This is a genomic window from Coleofasciculus sp. D1-CHI-01, assembly GCF_040218875.1.
In the GTDB taxonomy this organism is placed as follows: Bacteria; Cyanobacteriota; Cyanobacteriia; order Cyanobacteriales; family Coleofasciculaceae; genus Coleofasciculus.
Map to the genome: position 1 here is coordinate 1 of NZ_JAVJQP010000193.1, position 13150 is coordinate 13150.

Sequence of the window (13150 nt, forward strand, 5' to 3'; positions counted from 1 at the left end):
TCAGCTTTTGTACTCAATCAAGTACTTAGTCTGGTATGCATCGCTTCCTAGTCCTCTCCTTAATCGTCCAATTGCTTACTCAGACTACTGTGTGGCTGCTCATTTGGCTACTGAGTTACCAAAATGAGCGAACGGTGAGTTTTGAGTTAACTTCCCAGCTCCCCCATCTCCCCCAGCTCCCCCAGCTCCCCCAGCTCCCCCATCTCCCCCATCTCCCCCAGCTCCCCCATCACCCCATCACTCTCTTCACCACCTGTCCCAATTCTCGGATAGGATGGATATATGGCAATGATTGAGATTCTAGGGGCTACCCACGCCTACGAATTAACGCCTCCCAAGGCATCCTCTTCCCCAGTTTTGGTCTTTATCCATGGCTGGCTTTTAAGTCGTAACTATTGGCAACCACTGATTGATCGATTAGATGATGATTTTCAATGTTTAGTTTATGATTTGCGGGGATTTGGTGATTCTCAATCCCCAACAGATAAACCACCAAAAACCGAATCGGCTTCGCGGGCTACCACCTCAGGCGGGGCGGGTGCGAAGGATAATGCGGCATTAACATCGGCAGACGTTGATGCCACTCGTTTATCAGCCAGTAACTACAGCCTTGCGGCTTATGCTAGGGACTTGGGTATTCTACTCGAAAAGCTGGATATCGATAACGCTTGGCTGATTGGTCACTCTCTAGGTGGCAGTATTGCCTTGTGGGGCGCATCAGTGGCTTCAGAACGGGTCAAGGGGGTGATTTGTCTGAATGCGGGGGGTGGCATTTATTTAAAAGAAGAGTTTGAACGATTTCGGAATGTAGGGAAACAGTTAGTCAAACGCCGCCCTCAGTGGTTATGTTATCTGCCCTTGATTGATGTACTGTTTACACGGGCACAGGTGGCGCGTCCCCTGGCACGTCGTTGGGGACGACAACGGGTGATTGATTTTGTTGTGGCTCACCCAGAAGCAGCACTGAGGAGTCTCTTGGATTCGACAACCGAGGCTGAGGTTCACCGTTTGCCTCAGATGATTTCACAGCTTCAGCAGCCTGTGTATTTTTTGGCAGGTGCGAATGATAGAGTAATGGCTCCCAAATATGTACGCCATCTGGCTAGCTTCCATAAGCTTTTTCAAAATGGCGGTGCTAATGTGATTGAAATTCCTAATTGTGGTCATCTGGCAATGGTGGAACAACCCGATATTGTAGATACTCAAATTCGCAGGATTTTGGCGGAGTCTGTGAGTTGAGCTTAAGTACAGTTACAAAAACTGTAACAAGTCAGAGGTAAAGATCGAGGGAGGACATACTGGCAACAGGATTACAGGCACAAATCAGTACACGATCGCTTTCTTAGGGATTGGAGTTTCAGAACCAGGCTGGCGTCTGAATTCCTTTCCCTTTCCCTATTTTTCTACTCAAATGCAGCACCATGATCCCAGAGACTATCAGATTCTGTTTCTCTCACTCTTCCTGGTATTGGGTATCGGTACGAGAGATTGGACATTACAGCCTCAGTTTATCGGTGTTGCGATCGCGACTTGTTTGCTGACCCAGTATATCAGCCTCAAACTTTGGTCTATCTCTAAGTCAAAACTCCGTCAGGGCGGGTTCTGCACAAACGTTACTCCTAAACCCGCCCCTACAGATGCGCCATGGCACGTCTCTACACTCAAAACGTCCCTAATATCCCTCAAAAGTGCCATGATTACGGCATTGGGGTTAAGTTTACTCCTGCGAGTCGATCAGTACAGCACGATGATCTTGGCGGGGGTACTGGCGATTTTAAGTAAATTTCTGTTTCGATTCCAAGGCAAACATTTTTTAAATCCGGCTAATTTTGGCATAATTTCAGTTTTAATCCTTACAAATGATGCCTGGGTTTCTCCAGGGCAGTGGGGAGAGGGGGGTTGGTATGTCCTATTATTTGCCGGAACTGGGGGCATGATTTTAAAACGGGTAGGGCGTTGGGATACAACGGCGGCTTTTTTCGGTGCTTATGCGTTACTCGAAGCTATTCGCAATCTTTGGTTGGGCTGGACGTGGGATGTCTGGGCGCATCGGTTGATGAGTGGCTCGTTCTTATTGTTTGCCCTGTTTATGTTAACTGATCCTCGCTCGATTCCTAATGCTAGGGTGAGTCGTTTACTTTGGGCTGTCAGTATTGCGATTTTAACCTTTATTCTGCGAAATCATTTCTTTATGTCTACAGCGGTTTTCTGGGCGTTATTTGCCCTTTCTCCCCTAACACTGCTTTTAGATTGGATTTGGTCATCACCAAGATTTGTTTGGAGGTTTTCCGATGAGGGTTAATTGATAACTAAAAAAACAAGTAAATTAATGAAAATAAAATTGAGCCTATTAAGTTGTTTTAATCTACCCTAATCCGTTACGAATGACCAATGACCAATGACGAAAAAGTGAGTCGATGATGAGAAAGCTATTACAGGTATTAATCGCGTTAGTTTTGGCGGTTTTTGCTATCATGATATTTGCGCCAAAAGCTTTAGCATTTTGTGGATTTTATGTAGCAAAAGCAGATACAAAGCTTTACAACGAAGCCTCTCAAGTAATTATCGCACGGGATGGCGATCGCACGATTTTGACGATGGCGAATGACTATCAAGGCGATGTTAAGGATTTTGCCTTGGTTGTGCCTGTTCCTGTGGTTCTAGAACAAGAACAGGTACAGGTAGGAAATCCGAAAATTATCGAACGACTGGATGGGTTTAGTGCGCCGCGATTGGTAGAATATTTTGATCCGAATCCTTGTATTCCTCCTGCACCAAGGGAACTTCGCTCTTTATCAGGAGGAGTAACATCATCAGCAGATAATAGTGCAGGAAATCGGGGAGATAGTGCTTTAGGTGTTACGATAGAATCTCGTTTTTCGGTTGGCGAATACGATATTTTAATTCTCAGTGCTAAAGAATCGGATGGGTTGGAAACCTGGCTAAGGCGTAATAATTATCGCATTCCCCGTGGTGCTAGTCGGCTACTGCAACCTTATATTCGCCAAAATATGAAGTTTTTCGTGGCGAAAGTTAATCTGAAAGAATTTGAATCAGGGGGTTCTCAATTACTCCGCCCTCTGCAAATAGCCTATGAGTCACCACGTTTTATGTTGCCGATTCGTTTAGGGATGATTAATGCCACAACTGAGCAAGATTTAATTGTTTATATTTTATCCCGCAACGGTCAAGCAGAGGTGACTAATTATCGCACGGTTCAAATCCCGTCTAATGTCGGACTTCCTCTATTTGTTAAGGATGAGTTTGATCAATTCTATAAAGCCATGTTTCAGACGGCGTATGAGCAAGAACAGAAAAAAGTGGCATTTTTAGAATATGCCTGGAATATGGGATGGTGCGATCCCTGTGCAGCTGACCCATTAAGCCGGGATGAATTAGAGCAAGCGGGTGTGTTTTGGTTGGATACTAATGCAGCAAATAATGTGTTTATTAGCCGTTTACATGTCCGCTACACTCGTGATACATTTCCCGAAGATTTAATGTTTCAAGAAACAGGGAGTCGGCAAAATTTTCAAGGTCGATATGTCTTGCGACATCCTTACACGGGGGAAATGAATTGTCCCGCCGCTGATGAGTATAAACGGACGTTGAATCAGCGATTTGAACAAGAGGCGCAGACGTTAGCCAAGCTGACGGGATGGCAAATTGGCGATATTCGCCGGAAAATGGATATTCCTGGGATGAAACCGAGTCGCTGGTGGCGCAGGATTTGGAATTAACGAGGGCGTGATGGTTATCTATAGGATGCATGTCAACGCCAGTAGGTTGGGTTGAGGGACAAAACCCAACTTATCGGGGTAACTGGGGTATGGCGTGTAAACCTGACATGCTTCCTATCTATAGGGTTCTAATCTAGGATAATATAGATAATCAGTGTCTAAATAGTGCATTGTATTTTAAATCGAATGGTATTGACTTAAGGTTGGTGGGCAATGCCCACCCTACGGTATATCAAAAATGACAATAAAAGACTATAAGTTACCTCTCATTATTATCGGTGTTGGTATTTTATTTTCCTTGTACCTACAATGGCTAATACCTGAAGGGGTTTTCTTTAGTGGCGATGCGGGATTGAAGGCGTTATTGGCGAAACAGTTGAGTCAAGGTCAATTTCGGTTTGATTTGGTGTCTCCATCATTACCTTGGGTACGTCAACTTTGGCAAAATGGGTTGTATCCCTTTGAAGAACCGTTTGTTTATTATATTAATGATCGCTATTTCATTACCTTTCCCTATACCTTCCCCCTGGTAACGGCTCCCTTCCAGGCTTTGTTTGGCTATCGAGGATTATACATTATTCCTCTGGTGTCAACCTGGGTAATCTGGTTAACCTGTTACTGGGTATGTAAACGGTTAGAAATATCCCAGACGATTGCATCAGTGGCTTTAATTGTTTTAATATTTGCCTCACCGTTAACCCTCTACAGTGCGATGTATTGGGAGCATACTCTCGCCTTGGCATTGGCATGGTTAGGGTTGGCTTTATTCTTCTTTCCTCGACCAAATCAACCGCTATCGATTAGGCGGGTTATCGTTAGCGGCATTCTCATAGGCGGTTCAGTTTGGTTTAGACCTGAATTTTTAGCCTTAGTGAGTTTAATTATCGTTTTTGTCTATGCTGTGTCGTTGTGGAATTGGGCGAGGCAACAGTTTAGGATTGAGTGGTTTAATCTGAGTCCGCTATCCTATGTGACGGAACACCAAGAAATTTTTGCGATTAGTCTAATTGCCACGGTTTGTTTGTTCTTTCTCTCGAATAAACTCATTTATAACCATCCTTTGGGCATCCATGGGATTCAAGTGGTGGAGGAAACGGGTTTATCTGAACGGCTGTTAGGAGGATGGAGGAATTTTCAGGGATTAAGTGTGGCTCTGTTTGAGTTTTTACCGATTACTTTTTTTTCCCTTGCTTACCTGTTGGTTGGGTTGGGTAGAAATTCCCACAGGCGGTTAACGATGCCAACAATGGTTCTGTTGGGATTAAGTTTTGGGATAACGGCTTTGGTTGGACTTGCGGTAATTCAGGGGAGGATGTACAAAGTTTTATGGCTTTTGGTTTTAGCGGGATTATTATTTCTGGCGTGGCTGAAAACCTATGATGTACCGTTGAATTGGGAAATGCTCCTGATTTATGGGGGTGGATTACTCTTTATTATCCTCGTCTCCTTAATGGTGCCGGAGGGAACAGCAGGTTTAATTGCTGGCGGTAAACAATGGGGAGCTAGGTTTTTATTGCTTCTCGTGCCGATTATTTGTTTGTTGGCGACGAAGCAGTTAGAGTTTATCCTGAATGTCTCGTCAGGGGGGTTAAAGTATATCGGTATCGTTGGCTTTGCTGCCCTTTTGCTGGTGAGTATTCATAAAAATAGTTATGCGGGGGTCAAGTTTTTACAGAAAAATCACGATGGTATATTACCCGCGATTCAAGTCTTACAGAAACAGCCAAATTCTGTGATTGCTGTTTCTCATCAATTTGTCGCCCAGGCGATAGAACCGGGGTTGGCGGGGGACAAGATATTTTTTAAAGCCCAAACAAGTCAGGATTTAGTGCAATTAGGGAAAAGGTTGGTGGAGGAAGGGGAGCAAGAGTTTACGTATGTTTGCTATCCGTTTCGTCAGTGTCAGCCGCCGGAAGATGCGTCAGTCGCGAGGAGGTTTAGTCAGGATAATCAGCGATTTAGGATTGAGTTATCTGAAGTAGGAGAGTTTGGTAAGTATCCTATGTATAATGCATTGATTCTGAAGGAATCAGAGTAATTCCTTTATGGGGGCGAATTGTGTAGGGGCGGGTTTTACAACTATCTTTTCGGTTGCATCCAGATGTGATTAAACCCGCCCCGATTTTCCCAGGCGCAAGAGACTTCCGGTGAAAGCTAGAAGCCCCTCACCCCCAGCCCCTCTCCCACTCTGGGGAGAGGGGAGCAAGAAGTAAGTTTTCACGGTAGGGGACGTGACACAGCTAAAATGGTGTTTGAGCCGGATTTTGCGACAAGGGGTAGGTGTTTTTTTGAGTGAACCTAAATTTTTGGCTGTAATGCAGTGGGGGTAAGGCTTTGGAGGTTTTTATCTATTCAGGAGGTTGTCGCACCTTACGCTGTAAGGGTTTCAGCGATTTTAGGACTTTGGGTTGGCTAGTCGAAGGGTTAAAATTAGGAGGTTGTCGCATTGGGGGATGCAACTTCTTTCTGGGAGAGGCTTTCAGGATGCGGCAGTGACAATTCCCCTTCGGGGGGATTGAGGATTGAAACCGACATCTGCATTTGAGCGATCGCATTCTACCAAGTGACAATTCCCCTTCGGGGGGATTGAGGATTGAAACGTACCCTGGGGAACAACAGCGATATTCGCCCGTGGTGACAATTCCCCTTCGGGGGGATTGAGGATTGAAACTTTATTATCATCCTTAGTATCCTCAGTATCCTCAGTGACAATTCCCCTTCGGGGGGATTGAGGATTGAAACCTGTAGAAACTCAAACAGTACAGGGAGGAAAGGTAAGTGACAATTCCCCTTCGGGGGGATTGAGGATTGAAACATAGAGTTATTTATTGCAGATAATCCACATCTTTCGTGACAATTCCCCTTCGGGGGGATTGAGGATTGAAACGGAACAAACGAAACCCGAATCAATCCAACTTTTGCCAAGCCACATTTTCTGGTATATCACCCACAATCCGCACATCATAATCACTATATACTCGTGGTGGTTTTTCCGGTGTGCGGTTTTCCATCCTCAATAACTCAAACAGTTTATGAGTCGGATAATTTCCCAACGCCGACTCGTGACTAAACACCCATACCCCACGAGTTGCCATCATTCCCCTGGCGGAGGAACGATCAAACTCAAAACATTTAACTAACGCTTGCCAAAATAACGCTAAATCCGCCTCCGTTACCCCAGTTTGTTTGGCAAATTGGGGACAATAAAACCCATGCGCTTTATACAACCCGTAGGGAATAATATTTTTCCGCCCCATGGTTTTATTCTCTTTCCCCTGCTCATTGGTATCCGTTGCGGCACACCGCGTAATTGATAAATTCATCGGTAGCACCGGATCAAGGGATTCCCCAAAAGTTAACTGTACCGCACCGCGCACCTGTCCGGCATTTTTCCCCGTGGATAAAACTGCGCCAAACATACGAATGTCATAGAAATTCTCACACATCCAATCCCGTGCTGCGGCAACATCTTTGGGATTGGTTAGCCTTTTTTTCTTAGAGTCTACAGTTAACCCTTTAGCCGAAACCGCCTCATCAATTGCCTGATTTAAAATAGCCCCTTCGCTGACAAAAATTCGCTGATCTGATGCCAGGGTGACAAAGTTGCGAATCTTGCGTTTTAGACAAGCATCGGTGACTAATCCATGTCCGGTTTGTAAGTCGGTTCGAGGTGTATTATCGGCATCGGGATCACCATTGGGATTGCCATTGGTGCAGTCAAATAGCCAGATAAAGTCATGTTTTTTGCTGGGGTCAAGGTGATTCATCATTTGTCCTTTGTCCTTCGTCATTAATTATGGGTTATTTGTGACATCATTCATCGGTTGTTTCCGGTTTAGTTTTCTTCGTATTCAACTCACTCCAAAAGCCTAAATCAAAATAAGCTTGAGCGCCAATACTAAAGGTAGTAGGAATAGCTGTGGTTTGAGCCAATTGTGCGATCGCGCCATTAATCTGGGCAAGCTGGGAGACAAACCACTGGGCTAATCCACCCTCTAACACAGCTAAATGATTTTTTGCCCCCGATGCGAGGCGATGACTCATGGGAATGGGAGAAAATCCGGCTGTGGCATAACATTTAACTGCATTGGTATTGGCTAAATCGCTAGTTTGAGCCACTCGTTGTAACTTGGCGTAGGTGGCTAAAAGTCGCCCATACTGAAACGCGATCGCTTCTTCTTCTGTCATCTCATTTTTCCCTTGTTCTTTCCTCACTTGTTTCACTCCTTCACTATACATATTTAAAAGCACCGCACGGGGATAACTCACGGTTTGCTCAATGCGATTTCGACGACAGACTCGTTGGATTAAATCCATAGGTAAGGCTTCACCATAAACAGCATTTCGTATCAATGCAGTTACAGTACGACTTTGGATTTCTTTCGCCTCCCGATACCCCGCCGCCGCCAACCGCCAAACGCCCAAATAGCCGCGATGATCACGATTCCAGCCAATTACTTCTTGACGCTTTAACCATTGTTCATAGTGGTGAACAAACTCCGGTTCTTTGCCATGAATCCAATCGCGAACCACTAATCGACTGGTATAGCCGGATAACGCTAGAATATTAAACTCCCAATCGGGGTTAATCTGTTGCGGTTTGTGGAAGAGATTCAGATAATCTCGCACCGTTTCTACACTCGGCGTTTCAAATAAATGCCGCGTCATTCCCCCAGAATCTGCCCAGAAAACAAAGGTTGTACTACCGATATTAATATAATGGTTTTCGTCTCGTAACAGATAACTCAGGGCTTGAGAAAATTGTTCATCAGCTTCGGCGCTAATGGGTGAAACTAATGCCCCCGATAAGCCATAAGACCAACAGGATTTATCATAGGCACTAATTAAAGAAGCCCCCGCCGAATTTGTCCCCGGTACACCTTTAATCTGCAAGGAAAACTTGGTGGTTACGGGTAATTCCTCCCCCGTAACTAAACACTGCATCACCGGGCGATCGCTGGCGGTTAGTTCATCCACATGTCGCGCCCAAAATTGTTGCACGGCGGGTAAATCATGGATATAGCCAGGAACTTGATCAATGGTAAAGGTGACAGTTTGCTTAGGTTCAAGTTCTTCGAGTTGAGGATAAGAATTGAGGAAAGTTAAGATAGCCTGAATCGCTGGTTCTTGTGTGGCTTGATAACAGCGTTGTAAGAGGGCGCGATAGGCTTTGGCTTTTTCTCCATCACCGAAAATATAGTCAACGGTATCGGTAATTAATTTGGGCTGAATCGCATTGCGGCGAATATGGGGACAGGACAGTTTTTGACCCGGTTTTGGCTTTTTGGCTTTACCTTTGCGGTCATATTGGGGGGTATTAAGTTCGATAATCCGATTAAAACTGCCATCGGAGTTGAGAATGATTTGCCAGTAAATTGTCGATTCGGCGTAGGCTTTGGCGGGAAGGTTAAGGGTGTGGGAGAGTTTGACTAATTCAGCTATTATGGTCATGGTTTTATTATAAATTGTAGTTTGTCAATGTCAGTTTATAAGCTGTCATGTATTTAAATTGGGTATTAGTAGCGAGCAAGATGCTCAATCTAGCGAGCAAGATGCTCAATCTAGCGAGCAAGATGCTCTAATCTAGCGAGCAAGATGTTCAATCTAGCGAGCAAGATGCTCGCACTACTACGGCAAGGCTTTCGCCATTATTGACATTAAGGTTTAAATGCCGAACAGCTTATTCCCCTAAATCCCCTGTGCCAAAAAAGTGAAACATTTTTTGTCCTGCGGTTGGGGGACTTTCTGATCGAGTCCGCGCAGGCGGACTTGGTTTGTGTAGCTGCGACTTCTAGTCGCCAGAGTAAATTACCCGACAATCCATCACACCTTTTTGAATCGAGGCGCGAAAAAATATCGGTTTTGCTCCTTCTGATGTAAACTCAATATGATGCAGCATTAATCCTAAATCGGTAGTTAAATCAATGGGCATTTCATTCTCCGTTGGCTGACTAAAATACGCCACGAATTCTCGACAGCCTAAATAGGGTTGCTGAAAACATTGCCCCTTGGCTAATCGGCGTTTAAATATTTCCAGATATTTAGTTAAGGGATCTGTTGCATGAGACTGACGCTGCATCTGAATCGTGACTAAATAGGCGACATCGTTTAAAATAAGGGCATGTCGCTGAGTGCGATCGCTCTCAATTTCTAGGATTCCTCCACTTTGGGCGGTACGATGAGATTGGCGCGATTTTAGGGTATTCCGTAGAATCGAAGCTTTCTGAATGGATTTGAGGAGACTAATCTGAATCACCTGATACTGAATTTCGGGTTTCCAGAAAATAGACTCAGCAATTCCTTTGGCGGCGGAGGGGGTAATTACATCATAAGTGACTTGTTCAGTTTTAAATTCGGGGCGGGTAAATAAAGCGCGATCGCCCCAAATTTTGAAGGTAATTTCGTTGGCTTGGCTACTCATCTCCGGTTCGGTTGAGGATTCGGTATGATTACCTTTATAACATTTATAAATGAAAACCCCCTCACCCCCAGCCCCTCTCCCACCAGGGGAGAGGGGAGTAAGAATGAATTAGAAATACCCAACCATGACTTCAGAATCTCCACAAACTCATTCTATAATTCCTGAACCATCGCCTCAGTCTATTACCAAGATTTCTCGCCCTCCTCGCCAAGATGGAACGGTTCAAACAGTTAAGGAACACTTAGAAGAAACAGGCGCGATCGCGGCTGCTGTTCACCCCCTAGCTGAAATCGCTGGAAAATGGCATGATTTAGGTAAATTTGACCCCACTTGGCAGCAGTATTTACAAGCAAGTATGGCGGGGAATAAATGTAAATCTCCTGGACATGCTATACATGGCGCATCGTTAGCCTGGAAAAAAGGACTTCATGGCGTAGCCTTTGCCATTTTGGGACATCATTCTGGATTACATAATCTCGGTGGTGCAGATGGTATCCAGCAGAAGCTAAAAGGTGATCAGCATTGGCAATCCATCCAGGCGATCGCCAAAAAAGAATTAGGCGATAATTTCTTTAATTGTCCTTCCCATCATCCAGAACATCGCCTCACCGAAGACTTATTAATTCGGATTATTTTCTCGGCGTTAGTTGATGCGGATCGAGAAAGTGCTGCCCGATTTCTGGGTGACTGGGATACCGTTACACCTCCCACTATAGAGCAATTAATCTCCCAATTTGAAACCCACTATCACCATCTAATTCAAAATGCAGCAGATACCCCTATCAACGCCATCCGCCGAGATATTTATCGCCATTGTCAAGCCGCCGCCACCCTAAAACCGGGATTCTTTCGCCTCACCACTCCCACAGGTGGAGGTAAAACCCTAAGTGTTATGGCATTTGCCCTCCATCATGCCCAAAACTACCAGCAAAAACGCATTATTTACTGTCCACCGTTTACCAGTATTATTGAACAAGCCGCCCAAGTTTACCGAGAGAGTTTCTCGGAAGATGCCGTATTAGAACATCATAGCGGTGTGGTATTTGATACCCATACCGATGAATTACACCATTACCAATTCGCCGCCCAACGTTGGGATTATCCGATTATTGTATCCACAACGGTTCAACTGTTTGAAAGTCTCTTTAGTCGCCACCCCAGCCAATGCCGAAAAGTGCATCGCATTACCAATAGTGTGATTATTTTAGATGAAGTGCAGGCATTACCGACAAAGTACCTCACTCCGATCATGTCCATGTTACGGGGATTGGTGGACAATTGGAATTGTTCTGTGGTATTCTGTTCAGCAACTCAACCCTGGTATGGGATTCTCGATCTCCCGGAAATTCGCGATATTGTACCGCTAAATCAGCGTCAAAGCCACGCCAAAACACTCCAGCGAGTCGAGTATCACTATCAGTCACAAGCCTGGGATTGGCATGATTTACTCCAGGATATCCGCCAACGTTCCCTGAAGAATGCCCTCGTTGTTGTTAGTGCTAAAACAGATGCCCGTCAGGGATTTGAGGTATTATCGGAACTGGGAAATACCTTTCACCTGAGTACGAATATGTACGCCGCCCATCGTCGCCGGGTACTCAACCAAGTGCGCGATCGCTTGAACCAGGATTTGCCTGTTTATCTCATCAGCACCCAATTAATCGAAGCCGGAGTAGATATAGACTTCGCGGCTGGGTATCGTGCGATCGCGGGCTTAGATTCCATCATCCAAACCGCAGGACGAGTCAACCGTAATCATAAATCAAATCACGCCATTCTTACCATATTTGAACTCAAAAATCAAGGGTTTCCGCAGCAAGACCGGGACAAAATTCAAATCACCCGCAATTTACTCAAAGCGGGTCAATCTTTACACGATGAAGCCAGTTGTCAAGACTATTTCAAAAGCTTTTTAGCCAATCCTGCGGTTAACTTAGATCAGCAGGAGATTCAAAAGCGGCGAGAAGGTTTTATGTTTAAAGATATTGATACTCACTTCCAAATGATTGAGGATAATAAGGTTAATGTGATTATCCCCCTAGAAGACACCGCAAAACAACTGATTGAATTAGCGCAAAAGCAACAGAGATTGAGTCAAAAAGAATGGCGACTCCTACTGCACTATGCTGTCGGCGTTACCCCAAAGCTAGCCGATGCTTACTCCCAAGAAATATTCCCCGGCTTACGAGTTTGGCAGGGCGACTATAATCCTAATTTTGGTATTGTTACCGAATAGGCGATCGTTTCAGTGACGGGTTGGGGAAGGGCGGGTTTTGTTGAAAGGTTATTGGTTTCTGGGTTGATTTTGTCCCTAAACCCGCCCCTACATTGAATTTATTGTGCCGATATCAGATTTATAGATTAACCGGAAACTGGACAATAAAACCTAGCCGATTTTTAGGCGCGATCGCATCCCAAAGATATGGGGGGAAATTGGAGATTCAGGTGTTCGGTTGGCTGAGATGGTGGGGAAGGGCGGGTTTTGTAGAAAGGTTATTGGTTTCTGGGTTGATTTTGTCCCTAAACCCGCCCCTACATTGGATTTATTGTGCCGATATCAGATTTATAGATTAACCGGAAACTGGGCAATAAAACCTAGCCGATTTTTAGGCGCGATCGCCTGTCAAAGATGTCGGTATAAATTGGGGCTTTAGGTGTTCGGTTGGCTGAGATGGTGGGGAAGGGCGGGTTTTGTTGAAAGGTTATTGGTTTATCCGTTAATTTTGTCCCTAAACCCGCCCCTACATTGGATTTATTCTGCCAATATCAGCTTTCTAGATTAAGCTTAAACTGGGCAATAAAACCTAGCCGATTGTTAGGCGCGATCGCACCCCAAAGATATCGGGATAAATTGGAGATTCAGGTGTTCGGTTGGCTGAAATGGTGGGGAAGGGCGGGTTTTGTAGAAAGGTTATTGGTTTCTCGGTTAATTTTGTCCCTAAACCCGCCCCTACATTGGATTTATTGTGCCGATATCAGATTTATAGAT

Annotated in this window: 9 protein-coding genes and 1 CRISPR repeat array; of the genes, 6 read left to right on the forward strand and 3 right to left on the reverse strand. The window is 44.9% G+C overall.

Annotated elements, in window-relative coordinates:
- Positions 1-282 precede the first annotated feature (282 nt).
- The 4 genes from RIB93_RS32395 (at position 283) to RIB93_RS32410 (ending at position 5778) form a co-directional block, all read left to right on the forward strand.
- A complete protein-coding gene (locus tag RIB93_RS32395; protein ID WP_446379417.1) occupies positions 283-1239 on the forward strand; it encodes an alpha/beta fold hydrolase in 957 nt (318 codons plus the stop codon).
- 172 nt (positions 1240-1411) lie between these two features.
- Positions 1412-2302, forward strand: a complete 891-nt coding sequence (locus tag RIB93_RS32400; protein WP_446379419.1) for an RnfABCDGE type electron transport complex subunit D — start codon at positions 1412-1414, stop codon at positions 2300-2302.
- A 118-nt stretch (positions 2303-2420) separates the two neighbouring features.
- Entirely contained in the window at positions 2421-3740 is a 1320-nt protein-coding gene (locus RIB93_RS32405; protein ID WP_446379433.1) for a DUF2330 domain-containing protein, read from the forward strand.
- A 238-nt stretch (positions 3741-3978) separates the two neighbouring features.
- Entirely contained in the window at positions 3979-5778 is a 1800-nt protein-coding gene (locus RIB93_RS32410) for an LA_3751/LA_3752 family putative glycosyltransferase (RefSeq protein WP_446379421.1), read from the forward strand.
- A gap of 454 nt (positions 5779-6232) precedes the next feature.
- A CRISPR array of direct repeats spans positions 6233-6627; the repeat unit is 37 nt; unit sequence GTGACAATTCCCCTTCGGGGGGATTGAGGATTGAAAC.
- Between the two features lie 19 nt (positions 6628-6646).
- Here the strand turns inward: RIB93_RS32410 and cas7c are convergent.
- The 3 genes from cas7c to cas5c form a co-directional block, all read right to left on the reverse strand.
- Positions 6647-7531 (reverse strand): type I-C CRISPR-associated protein Cas7/Csd2, encoded by an 885-nt coding sequence (gene cas7c, locus RIB93_RS32415; protein WP_446379423.1) that lies wholly within the window; start codon positions 7529-7531, stop codon positions 6647-6649.
- 22 nt (positions 7532-7553) lie between these two features.
- The gene (gene cas8c / locus RIB93_RS32420) at positions 7554-9191 is read right to left on the reverse strand and encodes a type I-C CRISPR-associated protein Cas8c/Csd1 (protein ID WP_446379425.1); all 1638 of its coding nucleotides are present in this window, start codon (positions 9189-9191) and stop codon (positions 7554-7556) included.
- Positions 9192-9531: 340 nt separating this feature from the next.
- Positions 9532-10161, reverse strand: a complete 630-nt coding sequence (gene cas5c, locus RIB93_RS32425) for a type I-C CRISPR-associated protein Cas5c (RefSeq protein ID WP_446379427.1) — start codon at positions 10159-10161, stop codon at positions 9532-9534.
- 124 nt (positions 10162-10285) lie between these two features.
- Between cas5c and cas3 the strand changes: the two genes are divergently transcribed.
- Entirely contained in the window at positions 10286-12397 is a 2112-nt protein-coding gene (cas3, locus tag RIB93_RS32430; protein ID WP_446379429.1) for a CRISPR-associated helicase Cas3', read from the forward strand.
- 510 nt (positions 12398-12907) lie between these two features.
- Positions 12908-13150 (forward strand): hypothetical protein (locus RIB93_RS32435; RefSeq protein ID WP_446379431.1); only part of this gene is annotated, 243 nt, incomplete at its 3' end.

Bases quoted from the DNA above. Each gene is read 5' to 3' on its own strand.
- RIB93_RS32395 (WP_446379417.1), top strand. From the start codon at position 283: ATGGCAATGATTGAGATTCTAGGGGCTACCCACGCCTACGAATTAACG.
- RIB93_RS32400 (WP_446379419.1), top strand. From the start codon at position 1,412: ATGCAGCACCATGATCCCAGAGACTATCAGATTCTGTTTCTCTCACTC.
- RIB93_RS32405 (WP_446379433.1), top strand. From the start codon at position 2,421: ATGAGAAAGCTATTACAGGTATTAATCGCGTTAGTTTTGGCGGTTTTT.
- RIB93_RS32410 (WP_446379421.1), top strand. From the start codon at position 3,979: ATGACAATAAAAGACTATAAGTTACCTCTCATTATTATCGGTGTTGGT.
- cas7c (WP_446379423.1), bottom strand. From the start codon at position 7,531: ATGACGAAGGACAAAGGACAAATGATGAATCACCTTGACCCCAGCAAA.
- cas8c (WP_446379425.1), bottom strand. From the start codon at position 9,191: ATGACCATAATAGCTGAATTAGTCAAACTCTCCCACACCCTTAACCTT.
- cas5c (WP_446379427.1), bottom strand. From the start codon at position 10,161: ATGAGTAGCCAAGCCAACGAAATTACCTTCAAAATTTGGGGCGATCGC.
- cas3 (WP_446379429.1), top strand. From the start codon at position 10,286: ATGACTTCAGAATCTCCACAAACTCATTCTATAATTCCTGAACCATCG.